14 protein-coding genes are annotated in these 17,675 nt (G+C 74.6%); 10 read left to right on the plus strand and 4 right to left on the minus strand.

The features are described 5' to 3' along the window. Nucleotides 1-240: 240 nt before the first annotated feature. Complete coding sequence (locus PSED_RS14520) at nucleotides 241-705, minus strand: PPOX class F420-dependent oxidoreductase (RefSeq protein WP_013675005.1); 465 nt, start codon at nucleotides 703-705, stop codon at nucleotides 241-243. Between the two features lie 59 nt (nucleotides 706-764). Here PSED_RS14520 and PSED_RS14525 point away from each other — a divergent pair, with 59 nt between their 5' ends. The 8 genes from PSED_RS14525 (at nucleotide 765) to PSED_RS14560 (ending at nucleotide 12,126) form a co-directional block, all read left to right on the plus strand. After that, nucleotides 765-1,193 carry an HIT family protein gene (locus PSED_RS14525; protein ID WP_013675006.1) on the plus strand — a complete coding sequence of 143 codons (429 nt, stop codon included), beginning with the start codon at nucleotides 765-767 and terminating at the stop codon, nucleotides 1,191-1,193. Between the two features lies 1 nt (nucleotide 1,194). Next, complete coding sequence (locus PSED_RS14530) at nucleotides 1,195-1,824, plus strand: histidine phosphatase family protein (protein ID WP_013675007.1); 630 nt, start codon at nucleotides 1,195-1,197, stop codon at nucleotides 1,822-1,824. A gap of 137 nt (nucleotides 1,825-1,961) precedes the next feature. Further along, nucleotides 1,962-3,269, plus strand: coding sequence for an MFS transporter (locus PSED_RS14535; protein ID WP_013675008.1), 1,308 nt, complete (start codon nucleotides 1,962-1,964; stop codon nucleotides 3,267-3,269). Between the two features lie 2,089 nt (nucleotides 3,270-5,358). After that, entirely contained in the window at nucleotides 5,359-6,645 is a 1,287-nt protein-coding gene (locus tag PSED_RS14540) for a GGDEF domain-containing protein (protein ID WP_049803408.1), read from the plus strand. 155 nt (nucleotides 6,646-6,800) lie between these two features. Continuing rightward, the gene (locus PSED_RS14545) at nucleotides 6,801-8,168 is read left to right on the plus strand and encodes a GGDEF domain-containing protein (RefSeq protein ID WP_013675011.1); all 1,368 of its coding nucleotides are present in this window, start codon (nucleotides 6,801-6,803) and stop codon (nucleotides 8,166-8,168) included. A gap of 60 nt (nucleotides 8,169-8,228) precedes the next feature. Then, nucleotides 8,229-10,268: a 1-deoxy-D-xylulose-5-phosphate synthase gene (dxs, locus tag PSED_RS14550; protein ID WP_041759674.1), complete on the plus strand. Its 2,040-nt coding sequence runs from the start codon at nucleotides 8,229-8,231 to the stop codon at nucleotides 10,266-10,268. Further along, nucleotides 10,268-10,933 carry a response regulator transcription factor gene (locus tag PSED_RS14555; RefSeq protein ID WP_013675013.1) on the plus strand — a complete coding sequence of 222 codons (666 nt, stop codon included), beginning with the start codon at nucleotides 10,268-10,270 and terminating at the stop codon, nucleotides 10,931-10,933. Before dxs ends, PSED_RS14555 begins: the two co-directional genes overlap by 1 nt. Nucleotides 10,934-10,944: 11 nt before the next feature. Then, nucleotides 10,945-12,126 (plus strand): sensor histidine kinase, encoded by a 1,182-nt coding sequence (locus PSED_RS14560; protein ID WP_013675014.1) that lies wholly within the window; start codon nucleotides 10,945-10,947, stop codon nucleotides 12,124-12,126. Nucleotides 12,127-12,156: 30 nt separating this feature from the next. On the opposite strand, the gene PSED_RS14565 is transcribed toward PSED_RS14560, so the two are convergent. The 3 genes from PSED_RS14565 to PSED_RS14575 all read right to left on the minus strand — a co-directional run bounded on the left by PSED_RS14565 (nucleotide 12,157) and on the right by PSED_RS14575 (nucleotide 14,982). Then, nucleotides 12,157-13,341, minus strand: coding sequence for an HRDC domain-containing protein (locus PSED_RS14565; protein ID WP_013675015.1), 1,185 nt, complete (start codon nucleotides 13,339-13,341; stop codon nucleotides 12,157-12,159). Between the two features lie 77 nt (nucleotides 13,342-13,418). Next, complete coding sequence (locus tag PSED_RS14570) at nucleotides 13,419-14,072, minus strand: response regulator (protein WP_147109596.1); 654 nt, start codon at nucleotides 14,070-14,072, stop codon at nucleotides 13,419-13,421. A gap of 316 nt (nucleotides 14,073-14,388) precedes the next feature. Continuing rightward, entirely contained in the window at nucleotides 14,389-14,982 is a 594-nt protein-coding gene (locus PSED_RS14575) for a DUF3000 domain-containing protein (protein ID WP_013675017.1), read from the minus strand. Nucleotides 14,983-15,079: 97 nt separating this feature from the next. Between PSED_RS14575 and hemE the strand changes: the two genes are divergently transcribed. After that, on the plus strand, nucleotides 15,080-16,150 hold the full coding sequence (gene hemE, locus PSED_RS14580) for a uroporphyrinogen decarboxylase (RefSeq protein WP_013675018.1): 1,071 nt from the start codon (nucleotides 15,080-15,082) through the stop codon (nucleotides 16,148-16,150). Further along, nucleotides 16,150-17,604: a protoporphyrinogen oxidase gene (hemG, locus tag PSED_RS14585; protein ID WP_013675019.1), complete on the plus strand. Its 1,455-nt coding sequence runs from the start codon at nucleotides 16,150-16,152 to the stop codon at nucleotides 17,602-17,604. The genes hemE and hemG overlap by 1 nt, the downstream gene beginning before the upstream one ends. The last annotated feature ends 71 nt before the right edge of the window (nucleotides 17,605-17,675 follow it).

Here is a 17,675-nt window from a genome sequence, read left to right on the forward strand (position 1 = left end):
GGGCGGCGGGGCGTGCTCGGGGTGTCCGCGGACACGCTACCGGTGTCGACCGACACCGCGCCGCGCCTGCGGCACCCGAGCCGGTGTCCGCCGAGGCGCGCAACCGAGCGAGGCGCGCAACCGAGCGGGCCGCAGCGGCAGCGCTCGCCACGGTCCGCGCCGGCGGCGCTCGCCCGGGGCCGCGCCGCGGCGGCGGACGGGCCGGTGCCGGCCGTCCGGCGCGGACGCGGGCCGGGACGCTCAGCCCGCGAGCCGGGCGGGGAAGCCACCGGTGGCGATCGGGCCCCAGCGGACCGGCGTGACGCGGATCAGCGCCTTGCCCTGGGAGACCATCGCGGCGCGGTACTCGTCCCAGTCGGAGTGCTCGCCCGCGACCGCCCGGAAGTAGTCGACCAGCGGTTCGACGGCCTCGGGCAGCGTCACCAGCTCGGCGTCCCCGTCGATCTGCACCCACGGGCCGTTGAACTCGTCGGACTGGACCATGACCGGGGCCCTGCCGGTCCGGGCGACGTTGACCGACTTCGCGCGCTCGGGGTAGGTCGCGACGACGAGCCGGCCCTGGGCATCGACCCCGCCGGTCACCGGCGAGAGCTGCGGGGACCCGTCGACACGCGTCGTGAGCAGGACGAACCGGTGCCGTGGCCGGACGAAGTCGAGCAGGCCGTCGAGGTCGACCCTCGTGTTCGTGGCGATGGTGCGCGGCATGGGCCGAGCCTAGGCCGCGCCATCGGTCCGCGCCGCGCCGACGGGTAGGGTCCGCGGTGATGAGCACCCTGTTGACGAAGATCATCGACGGTGAGCTGCCCGCCCGGTTCGTCTGGTCCGACGACACGTGCGTCGGTTTCCTCTCGATCAACCCGCTCGGGCCCGGGCACACGCTGGTCGTGCCGCGCGCCGAGGTCGACCACTGGGTCGACGCCGAGCCCGCGCTCGTCGCGCACCTCACCCAGGTCTCCCACACGATCGCGCAGGCGGTGCAGTCGGTGTGGGCGCCGCCGCGCGTCGGACTGGTCGTCGCCGGGTTCGAGGTCCCGCACCTGCACGTGCACGTCTTCCCCGCGTGGGACATGGCCGCGTTCGACTTCGCGAACGCCGCCAAGACGGTCGACGACACCGAGCAGGACGCGCACGCCGGATCCCTGCGCGCCGCGCTGCGCGACGCCGGTCACGGCGCCCACGTGCGCGACGCCTGACGTGCAGCTCGTCCTCGTCCGCCACGCCCTGCCGACCAGGATCCAGCCCGGCACGGTGAACGTCGCGGGAGCCGCCGACCCCGCCCTCACCGAGCTCGGCCACCGGCAGGCCGCCACCCTAGTCACGGCGCTCGCCGGCGAGCCCGTCGAGGGCGTCTACAGCAGCACGATGACCCGGGCCGTGCAGACGCTCGCGCCGCTGGCCGCCGCACTGGGCCTCGAGCCCGTGCGCCGCGCCGACCTCGCCGAGTACGACGTCGACGACCCGCACTACGTGCCGGTCCACGAGATGGCGCGGCTCGACCCGGCGACGTGGGAGCGGCTGCGCGCCGGGCTGCTGCCCGCGCACGTCGACGTCCCCGCGTTCCGCGCCCGCGTCGTCGCGGCGATCGAGGCGGTCGCGGAGGCCCATCAGGGCGTCTCGACCGCCGTCGTCGTCGCCCACGCCGGCGTGATCAACATCTATCTCGCGCATCTGCTCGGCGTCGAACGGGAGCTGCCGTTCCCGCTGGACTACACCGGGATCACCAGGGTCCTGTGCGGGCGCGACGGCCGCCGGACGGTGCGCAGCGTCAACGAGATCGGACACGTCGCACCACTGCTGGCCGAGGTCGCCGCCGTGCGTGGTTGACGGCCGCGCGGTCGGGTGACGTCCCGCACGACGGTGTCACAGGGTCGTGACCAGCCGCGTTCAGGTCAATACGCTCGGTGCCCGACGATCTCCGGTCGCCATGGCGGCGCCGGACCCGGGGGGAGAGTGCCGTCGCGATGACCGGTCGGCTCGGGGCTGACGGCGGGGACGCCCGCCGGCCACTCGACGCCGCGGCACTCCCGCAGGCCGGCGACGATCCCGAGGCCGCCCCCTCGGGAAGACACGCTCGCTCCGTCTTCGCGGTACGTGAGTTCCGCAGCCTGTGGGGCGCCGAGCTCGTCTCCGCCGTCGGCGACCAGCTCGCGCGGCTCGCGCTCGCCGTCCTCGTCTACGCGCAGACCTCGTCGGCGGGACTGTCCGCCCTGGTCTACGCCCTGACCTTCCTGCCCGCGATGCTCGGCGGCATCCTTCTGGCCGGCCTCGCCGACCGCTACCGCAGGCGCGAGCTCATGGTGCTGGTCGACCTCCTGCGCGCCGGGCTGGTCGTCCTCATGGCGGTGCCGTGGCTGCCGTTGGGCGCGCTCTGCGGGGTGCTGGTCGTCGTCGTGCTGCTGTCGTCGGTGCACAGCGCGGCCCAGGCCGCCCTGCTGCCGCTCGTGCTTCCCGGCGAACGGTACGAACGGGGCCTCGCGGTCCGCCAGATCACCGCGCAGGCGGTCCAGCTCGCGGCCTTCGCGGGTGGTGGTGCGCTGCTCGTCGCGGTGCCCCCGCGCACGGCGCTGCTGCTCAACGCCGTGAGCTTCCTGATCTCGGGGGTCGTACTGCGACTGGGCGTCGCGTCGCGGCCCGCTCCGGTCCCGCCCGCCGACGACGGCACCGGACCCCGCTCCGTGGTGCACGACGGCATCACCGCGATCCGCGAGATCCTCGCCGATCCCGCGCGGCGCACGCTGCTGGGCCTGGTGCTGCTGGTCAGCGTCTACGTCGTCCCGGAGGCGATCGCCGCGCCGTACGCGTCGGCGCTGGGCAACAGCCCCTTCGGCACCGGCCTGCTCATGGCCGCCGACCCCGCGGGCAGCGTGATCGGGGCCTTCGCGTTCCAACGGCTGGTCCCGGCGCGGCTGCGCTCCCGGCTGATCGGTGTGCTCGCCGTGCTCGCCGGCTTCCCGCTGATCGCCTGCGTCTCCCAACCGGGGCTGTGGGCGTCGGTCGCCCTGTGGGTCGTCTCCGGCGCCCTGTCCACCGCGTTCATGGTCCAGGCGCAGGCGCTGTTCGTGCGGGCCACCCCCGACGCCCGGCGCGGCAGCGTCGTCGGCGTCGCGGCGTCGTGCCTGCTCGCGGCCCAGGGGGTGACGGTGTTCCTCGGCGGTGTGCTCGCCGACCACACCGGGCCCGCGATGACGGTCGCGATCGCGGGTGCCGTCGGGACCGTTCTCGCGGTGGGTGGGGCCGTCGCGTGGCGGTCGGCCCGGGTGGGGGGCTGACGGGGCGTCCGGTGGTCGTGCCCGCCGGGGGAGCGGGCCGGTCCGGCGTCCGGTCGTCCGGAGGTTCGGTCTCCGGTCCGGTCGGGCCGTCGGGACGGGCCCTCACGGACGCCGTCGGGGGAAGGGTCGGGATCGGCACGTCACCAGCTCTTGTTCCGCACGGTCACTCCTCGGTTCGGGGCGCGGTGGTTCGGGGCGGGGTCGGGGTCGGTCGTCCGGAGCGGACTTTCGCGACGGGGTTCACCAGGACTTGTTGCGCACGGGGCGTCCTCTCGGTCGTGGGTCGTGTGGGGCGTGTTCACCAGGACTTGTTGCTCACCGGAGCTCCTTCGGGTCGCGGGTCGGCGGTCGGGACGGTCACCAGGACTTGTTGCGCACGTCGCGCTCCTTTCGGACGGGTCTGCTCGGGTGGGTCACCAGGACTTGTTGCGCATCTGCGGGCTCCTCTCGTGGGTCGGCGGGTCGGGCGGGCGTTGCTCACCAGCTCTTGTTGCGCACGTCGCGCTCCTCTCGGATCGGGCCTGTTCGGGGTCGGTCACCAGCTCTTGTTGCGCACCTGCGTGCTCCTTCCGTCGGCGGGTGGTCGGGCGGTGGTCACCAGCTCTTGTTGCTCACGGGCTCCTCCTCGGGTCCTGGGCCTGCGGGGTGGTCGGGCGGGTCACCAGCTCTTGTTGCGCACGGGGCGTCCTCTCGGTCGTGGGTGGCGTTTCGTGGGCGTCTCACCAGGACTTGTTGCGCATCTGCGTGCTCCTTCCGGGTCGTGGGGCGGGTGGCCTCGGTGGTCACCAGCTCTTGTTGCGCACGGGGCGTCCTCTCGGTCGTGGGTGGCGTTTCGTGGGCGTCTCACCAGGACTTGTTGCGCATCTGCGTGCTCCTTCCGGGTCGTGGGGCGGGTGGTCTCGGTGGTCACCAGCTCTTGTTGCGCACGGGGCGTCCTCTCGGTCGTGGGTGGCGTTTCGTGGGCGTCTCACCAGGACTTGTTGCGCATCTGCGTGCTCCTTCCGGGTCGTCGGGCGGTGGCCTCGGTCGTCACCAGCTCTTGTTGCTCACGGGCTCCTCCTCGGGTCCTGGGCCTGCGGGGTGGCGGGGCGGGTCACCAGCTCTTGTTGCGCACCTGCGTGCTCCTTCCGTCGGCGGCTGGTCGGGCGGTGGTCACCAGCTCTTGTTGCGCACGGGGCGTCCTCTCGGTCGCGGGTGGTGTGTGCGGGTGCCTCACCAGGACTTGTTGCGCACCGGGCACTCCTTCCGGGTCGTCGGTCAGCGGTCAGGGCGGTCACCAGCTCTTGTTGCGCACGGGCACTCCTGTTCGGTGGGCGGACGGCTGGGCGGCTCGGGTCACCAGCTCTTGTTGCGCACGGCGACGTCCTTCCTGGAGGGCGGTCGGATCGGGTGGTTCTCACCAGCTCTTGTTGCGCACGTGCTGCTCCGTTCGATGTGGATATGTGGGCTCCGGAAGTGACGGGGGAGGTGACTGCGCGTGGTGTTGCGGTTGTGCAAGTGCGGGCGGCTCCGGAGGACGGCGCGGACACGGCAGGCCGGCCCGGCGAAATGCAGGGGCGGTCGGTGCGCATGCACTCATTCCCTTCTTGATCACGGAATGCGATCGCCAAAACGGCGGCGTTCGCCGATCCGGAGCAGTGCGTCGACTCGTGAACCGGCTTCGGAGCGGAATTCCGGAGAAGCGCCGAGAAGCTCGGAAATGGGTCGACCCTCGTCGTTGGTACGTCCGGGTGGTCTCGTCGGCGCACGTCGTCGGCCGTGGCCCGCCGTGGTGGCGGGGCGGACGGGGCGTGCAACAGGCGTCCCGGAGCGAGGGCGTCAGTGCCAGCTCTTGTTACGCACCGCGCACCTCCTCTCGCATTCGTCGGGTCGGCGGCCACCCTCGGTGACCCCGCGCACGTTCTCATGTGCCGTTGGGCTCACCGCCGATGACACCCGTCGAGTGGATCAACTATTCTCACGACCGGTGACGTCCGGATGACTGAGAGTACGAATGGCTAGCAAAGCGGGTGCAGGGGGTGCTCCGGAAGGAGCAATTCCCGGCCCCTGGAAAATTACTCGGTGGGCCGTGTGGAGCGTGCCCTCTCGGGTGATCCTGCCTGTGTTTCTCGTCGAGCTGACCGCGCTGGGCCTGTTGCTCACCCACGTCACCGCCCCCGGAATCACCACCCGGTCGTTGATCGACGCACTCACGCTGACCCTGCTCGGCGTCGCGCACACCGAGATCGCGGTCAGGGCCGAGCGGGTCCGCCGCCGCGTCACCGAGACGCCGCACGTCGACCTGAGTTCGGTCTGGACGTTCGCCGGGGCGGTCCTGCTGCCGCCGCTGCTGGCCGCGGTCGTGGCCGTCGTGGTGTTCACGCACCTGTGGTGGCGGGCGTGGCGGCCTCGGGTGCCGGTCTACCGGCAGGTCTTCAGCACCGCGACGGTCGTGCTGGCGTGCCAGGCGGCGGGCGCGATCGTGAGCCATGTCGTCCCGCACGCCCGCGACGTCGGACTGGGCGCGGGCGCCGGTCCGTTCGCGCTGGTCCTCGCCCTGCTGGCGTACACGACGATCAACAGCGGGCTGATCGCGGGCGCGATCGCGGTGAGCTCGCCGAAGCCGACCGTCGTGATGGTCCTGGGCCACTGGGACGAGAACGCGCTCGAGGTCGCGACGCTGTGCCTGGGCGGCCTCACCGCGGTCGTGCTGGCGTTCAACCCGTGGCTCGTGGTGTTCGTGCTGCCGGCACTGCTGGTGCTGCACCGGGCCGTCCTGGTCCGCCAGCTGGAGGAGGCCGCGAGCACCGACGGCAAGACGGGGCTGCTCAACGCCGCGGCGTGGCACGCCCACGCCCAGCGCGAGGTCTCCCGGGCCGTCCGGCAGGGCGGCGCCGCGTCGCTGCTGATCCTCGACCTCGACCACTTCAAGTCGGTCAACGACCGGCACGGCCACCTCGCCGGCGACAAGGTGCTCTCCGCGGTGGCCGAGACGCTGCGCAGCGAGGTCCGCGAGAACGACCTGGTCGGCCGGTTCGGCGGCGAGGAGTTCGTCGTGCTGCTGCCCGGTGTCGACGACAGCGACTACGGGGTCGCGGAGCTGCGGCTGGTCGCCGACCGCATCCGCCGCCGCGTCGAGGGCATGGCGGTCGAGATGCCGACGCCCGACGGGCCGCTCACGATCACCGGGCTCACGGTGTCGATCGGGGGCGCCGCGTTCCCGACCGACGGCTCCGACCTGACCCGGCTGCTCGAGACGGCCGACTCGGCGCTCTACGCCGCCAAGCGCTCCGGCCGCAACGTCGTGCGGCTCGGTGCCCACGCCCGCGGCGACCGGGGCGACCGGACGGCGCGGGTCTCCGAGCTCGACGAGGCCGAGCCGCCGGCCGCGAGCTGACCCTGCGTGCACCGTCCGACGTCCGGGTGACCCTTGGTCACGGACTGCGGCCGAATCCACCCCGTTGAGTGACCGACTGCCGACTGACAGTTGTTCTCCGGCTCACTAATCTCGAACCTCGTCGAGGGTCGGGGAGGCCGGGGGGAGGCTCGATCGTGTTCGGATCGACGGCTCGCTGGAGCTTCTGGTCGGAGCCGGCGCGGGTCCGCCTCCTCGTTGTGGCGGTGGAGGCGGTCGCGATCGGCCTCGCGGTGGCCACGCTCTCCTCGGGGCCCCCCACGGGTGCCGATCTCGCGCTCGGCGGCTGGATCCTGCTGCTGGGGATGGCCCACATCGAAGCGGCCACCGGCATCGAGCGGATCCGGCGGCGGGTGACCGCCACGGCGTACTTCGACCTCAGTTCGGTCTGGACCTTCGCCGCCGCCCTGCTGCTGCCCGCCGCGGTCGCGACGGGAGTGGTCGTCGTCCTCTACGCGCACCTGTGGCTGCGGGTGTGGAAGCCGGCCCGGGTGCCGCTCTACCGGCTCGTCTACACCACCGCGACGGTCGTGCTGGCCGCCGTGGCGGCGCACGCCGTCGTCCTCGCCGCGCGCGCCGCGGGTGCCGCCGCCCACGAGCTGCCCGCACTCGGCTGGATCGCGCTGGCCGCGCTGGTGTACCTCGTCGTGAACAACATGCTCGTCGTGGGCGCGGTGGCCCTCGGCGAAGGCCTCGGGGAGCCGCGCACCCTGCTCGGCGGCCTCGACGACCACGTGCTCGAGCTGGCCACCCTGTGCCTCGGCGCAATGGTGGCACTGGTGCTGACGGCGGACCGGTGGACGGCCGCCCTCGCGCTCGCGCCGTTGCTGGTGCTGCAGCGCGCGGTGCAGGTGCGTCAGCTGGAGGAGGCGGCCACCACCGACCAGAAGACGGGCCTGCTCAACACCGCGGCCTGGCGGTCGGCGGCGGCCCGACGGCTGGAGCGCGCGGACCGGTCCCGCGGCGCGGCGGTGCTGATCGCCGATCTCGACCACTTCAAGTCGGTCAACGACACGCACGGCCATCTGGTCGGCGACGCGGTGCTGGCCGCCGTCGCCGCCGAGCTGCGTGCCGAGGTCCGCCAGCACGACCTCGTCGCCCGCTTCGGCGGGGAGGAGTTCGTCGTCCTGCTGACCGACCTGACGGCGGGCGGTGCCGGTCGTCGCGAGGTGCTGGCCGTCGCCGAGCGTATCCGCGCCCGCGTCGCGGGCCTGGGCGTTCCGGTGCCGGCCGCCGCGGGGCCCGTCGTCGTCGACGGCCTGAGCATCTCCATCGGCGCCGCGATGTTCCCGGAGGACGGCGAGGAGCTGGAGAAGGTCCTCGCGGTGGCCGACGAGTCGCTGTACGCGGCCAAGGACGCCGGGCGCAACACGGTCCGCATCGCCTCGGGGCCGGTCGTGCCGCAGGCCCGGCGGTCCACCGACGACGCGGCCGCGCCCGTGCCCGCTCCTGACCCGGTCGCCGCGCGCCCCTCGGCGCGGGCCGGGGGGCCGTTCGCCGAGTGAGTCCGGCACGCGCCGCACCGTGGCGGTCGGATGATCCCCCGCGACCGTAAGGTGGGGGGCGTGAGCCTGTTGCGTTCCATCCACGGCCCTCGCGATCTTCGTGGACTCGGTCCGGACCAGCTGGCCGAGCTCGTGGCGGAGATCCGTCGTTTCCTGGTCGCCGCGGTGGCCCGCACCGGGGGGCACCTGGGACCCAACCTGGGCGTCATCGAGCTGACCATCGCCCTGCACCGGGTGTTCGACTCGCCACGCGACACCCTGATCTGGGACACCGGCCACCAGGCCTACGTCCACAAGCTGCTCACCGGGCGGCACGACGGCTGGGACCGGCTGAAGATGACCGGCGGGCTCTCGGGCTACCCCAACCGCGGCGAGAGCGAGCACGACGTCGTGGAGAACAGCCACGCGTCGACGTCGCTGTCCTGGGCCGACGGGCTGGCCCGCGCCTACGCGCTGAACGGGGAGAACCGGCACGTCGTCGCCGTCATCGGCGACGGGGCCCTCACCGGCGGGATGGCCTGGGAGGCGCTGAACAACATCGCCGCGGCGCCGGACCGCAACGTCGTCGTCGTGGTCAACGACAACGGCCGCTCCTACGCCCCCACGATCGGCGGCCTGGCCGACCGTCTCGCGTCGCTGCGGCTGCAGCCCGGCTACGAGCGGGTCCTCGACGCGGGCAAGCACGCGCTGCGCGGCACGCCCGTCGTCGGACCGGCGATCTACGCGGGTCTGCACGCGCTCAAGGCCGGCGTGAAGGACGCGATCAGCCCGCAGGAGCTGTTCGCCGACCTGGGCATCAAGTACTTCGGCCCCATCGACGGCCACGACGTCGCCGCGATGGAGTCCGCGCTGCGCCGGGCCCGGCGCTTCGGCGGGCCGGTGATCGTGCACGCGGTGACCCGCAAGGGCAACGGGTACCTGCCCGCGGAGAACGACGCGGCCGAGCAGATGCACAGTCCCGCGGCGTTCGACCCGGCGACCGGCCGTCCGACCGGGCCCAAGACCGCGGGCTGGACCAGCGTCTTCTCCGAGGAGATGGTGGCGCTGGGTGCGCGACGCCCCGACGTCGTCGCCATCACGGCGGCGATGCTGGGCCCGGTGGGTCTCGCGGCCTTCGCGGAGGCCTACCCCGAGCGCTGCATCGACGTCGGCATCGCCGAGCAGCACGCGCTGACCTCGGCGGCGGGGCTCGCCCACGGCGGGCTGCACCCCGTCGTCGCGCTGTACTCGACGTTCCTCAACCGCGCGTTCGACCAGCTCCTGCTCGACGTCGCGCTGCACCGGCACGCCGTGACCCTGGTGCTCGACCGGGCGGGCGTCACCGGCAGCGACGGTCCGTCGCACAACGGGATGTGGGATCTGTCGCTGCTGGGCGTCGTCCCGGGGATCCGGGTGGCCGCGCCGCGCGACGCGGCGACGCTGCGCGAGGAGCTGGCCGAGGCCGTCGCGGTCGACGACGGCCCGACGGCCCTGCGCTTCCCCAAGGGCGCGGTCGTCGAGTCGGTCCCGGCCGTCCGGCGGATCGGCGGCCCGATCGGCGGTGCCGACGGCATCGGGACCGCCGCCGGTGCTGACGGCATCGGGACCGTCGACGTGCTGGCCGAACCGGCCGCGGGCGCCGACGCGCCGACGGTGCTGATGGTCTGCGTGGGCGCCTTCGCCGAGCTGGGCGTGGCCGCCGCGGAGCGGCTGTCGCACCAGGGCATCGGCGTCACGGTCGTCGACCCGCGCTGGGTGCTGCCGGTACCCGAGGCGCTCGTCGAGCTCGCGGCGGCGCACCAGCTCGTCGTGACCGTCAGCGACGCGGGCCGCCACGGCGGCTTCGGCTCGGCGCTCTCGGACCTCCTGCGGTCGCGCGAGGTCGACGTCCCGAGCCGCGACCTCGCGCTGCCACAGCAGTTCCTCGACCACGGCAGCCGGTCCGACGTGCTCGTCGCCGCGGGTCTCACCGTCCAGGACGTGGCCCGCAGGGTCACCGAGTGGGCCTCGGCGCTGCCGGGGTGCCGCGTCGTGCAGGGCGCGGTCGACGACGGCGTCCTCGAGCCCGGTACCACCCGCGACGACGCGCCGTCCGGCGGTTCCGAGGACCGGGCGCGCTGATGCGCGTGCTGATCGTCGAGGACGAGCGGGCCCTGGCCGACGCCGTGGCCCGCGGGCTGCGCCGGGAGGGCCTGGCCGTCGACCTCGCCTACGACGGGCTGGAGGGCCAGGAGAAGACGTCGGTCACCCGGTACGACGTCGTCGTCCTCGACCGGGACCTGCCCGGCATGTCGGGCGACGAGCTGTGCGACGAGATCGTCGCCTCCGCCGCGCCGACGCGGGTCCTGATGCTCACCGCCAGCGGGTCGCTGGCCGACAAGGTCGACGGGCTGTCCCGCGGCGCCGACGACTACCTGGCCAAGCCGTTCGACTTCCCCGAGCTGGTCGCCCGGATCCGGGCGCTCGGCCGGCGGGCGACGCCCGCGACGCCGCCGTTGCTGGTCGCCGGTGACGTCGCGCTCGACCCGGCGCGGCGGACGGTGCGCCGGGCCGAGCAGGTCGTCGAGCTGACCCGCAAGGAGTTCGGGGTCCTCGAGGTGCTGATGGGCGCGCGCGGGGCCGTCGTGTCCAGCGAGGAGCTGCTGGAACGGGTGTGGGACGAGAACGCCGACCCGTTCACGACGACCGTGCGCGTCACCGTCATGACGCTGCGCAAGAAGCTGGGGGAGCCGGGGGTCATCGAGACCGTCGTCGGCGCCGGCTACCGGGTCCCGGCGGCGGGCTGACCGGGGCGAGGGTGGCCGCGGCGCGACCTCCCGGCGGCCGGGGGACCCCCGGGCGGCGGCCGGGGCCGGGCCTGCGGCCGCGGCTGACGGTCCTCGCGACGGTGCTCGTCGCGCTGGTCAGTGCGCTGCTGCTGTGGCTGGGCTGGTGGCTCGTCGGCGGGGTCGCCCAGTCGTCGGTGCCCGCGTTCCCGGAGGGCGGCACGGTACGCGTCGACGGCGTGGAGGTGCCCGCCGAGCAGGTCGGCCAGGCGGTGGGCGCCGCGGCGCGTGCGGAGGTGCTGCGGGCCGGGCTGATCGCGTTCCCGCTGGTCGTGGTCGCGGCGGCCGTCGTGTCGTGGGTGCTGGTGGGCCGGGTGCTCGCGCCGCTGCACGCGGTGACGGCGACGGCGCGGCGGCTCTCGGCCGAGTCGCTCGACGAACGGATCGCGTTGCGCGACGCCCGCGGCGAGGTCGCCGAGCTGGCCGCGGTGTTCGACGCGATGCTCGACCGGCTGCAGGCGGCGTTCGACGCCCAGCGCCGGTTCGTCGCCAATGCGAGCCACGAGCTGCGCACGCCGTTGGCCGTGCTGCGCACGGAGGTCGACGTGACGTTGGCCGACCCCGACGCGGACCTCGACGAGCTGCGCCGCATGGCGGAGGTGGTCCGCGACGCCACCCGCCGCGCCGACGAGCTCGTGGGCGCGCTGTTGCTGCTCGCGCGCACCCAGGCCGTCGGACATCTCGACGCCCGTCCGGTCGACCTGGCCGAGCTGGCCGCGTCGAGCGTGGCGGCCGTGTCGGGCGCGGCGGCGGCGCGCGGGCTGCGGATGTCGGTGTCGGCGGCGCCCGCGCCCGCCGCGGGGGATCCGGTCCTGCTCGGCCGGGTCGCGGGCAACCTGCTCGAGAACGCGGTGCGGCACAACGTGTCCGGCGGTTGGGTGGAGGTCTGCACGGGGCCCGTCGCGGGCGGGGCGGAGCTGCGGGTGGCCTCGGGTGGCGACGTCATCGCCCCGGAGCGGGTGGCCGAGCTGTTCGAGCCCTTCCGCCGCGGCCCGCGCGACCGCACCGGCGACGCCGGGGGTGCGGGGCTGGGCCTGTCGATCGTGCGGGCCGTCGTGCTGGCGCACGGGGGCAGCGTCCGCGGCGATGCGGTGCCCGGCGGCGGGCTCGCGGTGACCGTTCGGATCCCCCACACGCCGGGGGGCGGACACTGAGCGTCCGTGCGAGGGCCGGCACGCCGAGTGTCACGCCTTCGCGGCGACGGCCTTCTCCAGCAGTGGTGCCGTCAGGGCGATCTGCCACGGCCGGGCCCCGCCGGCAGCCAGCGCGGCGGCGACGTCACCGTCGGCGGGCGGGGTCCAGCACAGCCGGCGCAGCAGATCCGGCAGCAGCAGGTTCTCCACCGGGATCGACCACTTCTCGGCGAGGTCGGCCAACGCGCTGCGGGCGGCGGAGAGCCGAGCGGCCGCGTCGGGGTCGCGGTCGGACCATCGCGCGACCGGCGGCGGACCGTCACCGGGCACCGTAGCGCGCGGGAGCTCCTCGGCAGGCAATTGGGCGGCCCGCTCCAGCGCGGCGAACCAGTACGACGTGAGCCGCCGCTGCGAGCGCCCGCGGAACACCGGCATCGCCGCCAGCGCGCCCGGTGTGGCGGGTGCGTTGACGGCGGCGTCGACGATCGCGGCGTCGGGCAGGACCCGGCCGGGAGCGATGTCGCGTTCGGCGGCCAGCTTGTCGCGGGCCTCCCACAGCGCGCGGACGACTGCGAGCGCACGCGGCTTGCGCACCTTGTGGATGCCCGAGGTCCGCCGCCACGGCTCCGCGCGGGGCGCGGGCGCGGCGGCGGTGCGGACGGCCTCGAACTCCTGCGCGGCGAACTCCGACTTGCCCTGCTCGGCGAGCATCCCGGCGAGCAGGTCGCGCAGCTCGATGAGCACCTCGACGTCGAGCGCGGCGTAGACGAGCCAGTCCTCGGGCAGCGGCCGCCGGGACCAGTCGGCGGCGCCGTGACCCTTCTCCAGAGCGAGCCCGAGCAGCTGTTCGACCATCGGCCCGAGCCCGACGCGGGGGAGCCCGGCCAGCCGGCCGGCGAGCTCGGTGTCGAACAGCGAGGTCGGGGCGAGCCCGACCTCGGCCAGGCACGGGAGATCCTGCGACGCGGCGTGCAGCACCCATTCCGGCCCCGTCAGCGCCGGGGACAGCGCCGAGAGGTCGGAACCCAGCGGGATCGGGTCGATCAGCGCCGATCCCGCGCCCGCCCGGCGCAGCTGCACCAGGTATGCCCGCTGGGAGTAGCGGAAGCCGGACGCGCGCTCGGCGTCGACCGCGACCGGGCCGGAACCTGCCGCGAACGCCGCCGCCGTGCGCTCCAACGCCCCGGCGTCGGCCACCACGTCGGGCAGGCCGTCGGCAGGGCGCAGCAGCGGCACCGGTCCGTCGGGTCGACCTGGCCCGTCGGTCGTGCCGTCCGCCCCGTGACGCGGGGGAGCGCTCGGTTGGTTCGTCGTCAGCGGATGACTCCCGCACGCATCGCCAGCGCCACCATCTGGGCCCGGTCACCCGTACCGAGCTTGCGGCCGATCCGCGACAGGTGGCTCTTGACGGTCAGCGCCGACAGGCTGAGGGCCTCACCGATCTCCTTGTTCGACTGCCCGTCCGCGACCAGCTGCAGCACCTCCACCTCGCGCGCCGAGAGCTCGCGCGGGGTGTTGTCGGTGCCCGGGACGCGCGTCCCGGTGGCGAGCAGCGGCGCGACCGTCGGGTCGGCGTAGACGCCGCCGTCGAGCACCCGCTTCACACCATCGGTCACGACGGCCGGCGAGGCCGACTTGAGCAGATACGCCTGGGCGCCCGCCTGGAACGCGGAGCGGACGGCGTACGGGTCGTCGGACGAGGCCAGCACGACGAGCCGGTTCCAGCCCAGCGCGCGCAGCTCCGTCACGAGGTCGAGCCCGCTGCCGTCGGGCAGACCGAGATCGAGGATCGCGAGGTCGCACGGCCCGTTCGCCTGTGCCCGTGCACGTGCCTCGGCCACCGAGGCGGCCTCGTGCACCGTACCGGCCCCCATCGACCGCAGCCGCGCTGCGATCGCCTCGCGAAGGAGCGGGTGGTCGTCGACCACCAGCACCGAGAACAACTCTTCCCGCGGGTGCGGGACCATGGCAGGCGACAGCACAGCTCCGGTGGAACTGCGCATGGGTGCGCCCTGGCCCACAACGGCCACGTTCTTACCTCCCTGGAGTCGGTCGTTGCCCCCCGACCGGCACCAGATCCTCGGGCCGACGGAGAGTTGCGCCCGACCGCCCGAGGAGGTGTCGTGGAGGAAGCGTAGCCCCCCAAGCGGTCTAACGTCGTGTATCCGATCGAACTTCTCCGGGTGAAAGTTACAGCGTTGTCGCGCTGTGTACACCCGATCGGGTGATCAACAGTCTGTGACCGATCGACTCCCCGACATGAAACCGCTGGTGAGCACGCGCTTATACCGTTCGGCGCGCAAGTCGCGGAACGCCGACCGGTGGCAGCCCGGCGGCGGTCGCGACGAGTGTCGCGAAGGCCTCGGAGTGCCGGGAGAGCGTGTCGGCCCCCTCGTTCGGGGTCCACGACGCCCGGATCTCGACGTCGTCGTCGCGCCGCGGCCCGGCGATGTCACCGAACCGCACCGACGACGTCTGCGTCACCGTCCCACCCAGTGCCGTGTGCCCGGCACCGCCCGCCTCGAGTGCCTCGGTCAGCCACGACCACGCGATGACCGGGAGCATCTCGTCCCCGAGCTGCTCGGGCTCCAGCCGTGCCTGGACGAAGCACACGAGCCGGAAGGTCCCCTCCCACTTGTCCTGCCCGGCCGGGTCGTGCAGCAGGATCAGCCGGCCGGAGGTGTCGGGCTCGTCGAGGTCGTCGAGCCCGTCGCCGCGGTGCCCGATGTCGGCCTCGACGCTGTACGCCCAGGAGAAGGGCGCGAGCCGCGGCGGGGCCTCGAGCGGGCGGACGACGAGCTCGGGCCGGGGTCGGTACGACGACAGCGCCGCCACCGCGCGGCCGAACTCCGGTGGTGGAGAGGTCGTGTCGGGCACGACCGGGGACTCTAGGTCGCGCCCGCGCCGCGCCGGGGCAGGCGCGCCGGGATCCGATCGGGGGACCGGCCCCCAGCTGTGGGATCATTGGGTTCTGATGAGTGCCCGCACCGATCTCAGCGCCCCTCCCGCCACCCGCCGGGACCTGCGCGCCGCCCCGTTCCTGGTCGCCGCGCGCGGTGGCCGACCGGCGCGGCTGCCGGTGTGGTTCATGCGGCAGGCGGGCCGGTCGCTGCCCGAGTACCGGGCGCTGCGGGCGGACACCGGCATCATCCAGGCCTGCCTGGACCCGGAGCTCACGTGCGAGATCACCATGCAGCCGGTGCGCCGGCACGGGGTCGACGCCGCGATCCTGTTCAGCGACATCGTCGTGCCCCTGTACCTGTCGGGCGTGGGGGTCGACATCGTCGCCGGCACCGGGCCCGTCGTCGCGCGGCCGGTCCGCACCGCGGCCGACGTCGAGGCCCTCCCGCGGCTGCACCCCGAGCAGGTCGCGCCCGTCGTCGACGCGATCCGGCTGCTGCTGCCCGCGCTGGGTGAGACGCCCCTCATCGGGTTCGCCGGGGCGCCGTTCACCCTGGCGTCCTACCTGGTCGAGGGCGGACCGAGCCGCAACCACGAACGCACCAAGGCGCTCATGCGCAGCGCCCCCGACGTCTGGCACGCGCTGCTGTCCCGGCTCGCCGCGAACGCCGCGACGTTCCTGCAGGCCCAGGTCGACGCGGGCGTCGACGCCGTGCAGCTCTTCGACTCGTGGGCCGGCGCGCTGTCCGAGCGCGACTACCGCCGCTACGTCATGCCGCACTCGGCCGCGGTCCTCGAACCGCTCGCGGGCAGCGGGATCCCGCGCATCCACTTCGGTGTCGGCACCGGGGAGCTGCTCGGTGCGATGGCCGACGCGGGCGCGGACGTCATCGGCGTCGACTGGCGCGTCCCGCTCGACGAGGCCGTCCGCCGCACCGGCGGCAGGCACGCCGTGCAGGGCAACCTCGATCCGGCGGTGCTGTTCGCCGATCCGGTGTCGATCGAGGCCGAGGTCCGGCGCATCGCCGCCGAGGGCAGGGCCGCGTCCGGCCACGTCTTCAACCTGGGGCACGGTGTGCTGCCCGAGACCGACCCGGACGTCGTGACGCGCGTGGTCGACCTGGTGCACACGCTGCCCGGCTGATGGCCGAGCACGTCCCGCGCCCGACGCACGGCACCCGCCCGACGCCGGGCACCGGCCCGACCGTCGCGGTCGTCGGCGGGGGCATCTCCGGGCTCGCCACGGCCCACCGGTTGCGCACGCTGCTCGGCGACGCGGCGCGGATCGTCGTCTGCGAGCGCTCGGGGCGCATCGGGGGCGTGCTGCACACCGTCGACCTCGCCGGGGTGGCCGTCGACGTCGGCGCCGAGGCCTTCCTCGCCCGCCGGCCCGAGGTGCCGGCACTGCTCGCCGAGCTCGGGCTCGCCGACGTCGTCGTGCACCCGACCAGGGCCGCGGCGTCGATCCGCGCGGGCGGGCGCACCGGCCCGCTCCCCGCCGGCACCCTGATGGGCGTCCCGACCAGCGCCGCACGTCTCGACGGCGTGCTGTCGGCCGCGGGCCTGGCCGCCGTCGCCGCCGAGCCGCACCGGCCGCTGCACTGGCGGCCGGGCGCCGACGTCGCCCTCGGCGGGCTGCTCCGCGAGCGGTTCGGCCCCGAGATCGCCGACCGCGTCGCCGATCCCCTGCTCGGCGGGGTCTACGCGGGCCGGGTCGACGCGCTCGGCGTGCGCGCCACCGTCCCCGCGCTCGCGGCGGCGCTCGACGCGGGCGCCTCGTCGCTGACCGCGGCGGCGGACGCCGCCGCGCCGGCCCCGTCGGTCGCGGCGGGGCCCGTCTTCGGCGCGGTCCGGGGCGGCTACCGGGTCCTGCTCGACGCGCTGACCGCCGCCGCCCGGCCGGAGCTGCGGCTGGACACGACCGTCCGCACCCTCGAGCGGACGGCGGCCGGGTGGCGCCTCGTCCTCGGCCCCGTCCCCGCCCCCGAGTACCTCGACGCCGACGCCGTGGTGCTCGCCGTGCCCGCGCCCGCCGTCCGCAGGTTGCTCGCCGAGGCCGTGCCCGCCGCGGCGGCCGCCGCCGCGCGGATCGAGCTGGCCTCGTCGGTCGTCGTCGCGATGGCCTACCGGGCCGCCGACGTCGCCGCCCTGCCGCCGACCTCGGGCGTCCTCGTCGCGGCCGACGAGCCGCTGTCGATCAAGGCGGCGACCCACACGTCGACGAAGTGGGGCCATCTCGCCCCCGACGCCACCGACGGGCACTACCGGCTGCGCACCTCCCTCGGCCGGTTCGGCGAGGCGCACACGCTGCAGGTCGACGACGAGACCCTCGTCGACCGGGCGCGCGCCGACCTCGCCACGCTGCACACGATCACGGCCGCACCGGTCGCGGTCCACGTCCAGCGCTGGGGCGGCGGGTTGCCCCAGTACGGCGTCGGACACGTCGGGACGGTCGCCGCGCTCGAGGCCGCCGTCGCCGCGGCGCCGCGGCTCGCCGTCGCGGGAGCGGCCCTGCACGGGGTCGGGGTGCCGGCCTGCATCGGCACCGCGCGCGCCGCAGCCGACCACGTCGCGAGCGCGCTCGCCGTCCTCCGGTGACCCGCGCGCCCGGGTCACGGTGACCTGCCGCACCCGCGCTCGCACCTCGCGGCGGGCGGCTCCGTAGACTC

The organism is Pseudonocardia benzenivorans CB1190, from assembly GCF_000196675.2.
In the GTDB taxonomy this organism is placed as follows: Bacteria; Actinomycetota; Actinomycetes; order Mycobacteriales; family Pseudonocardiaceae; genus Pseudonocardia; species Pseudonocardia benzenivorans.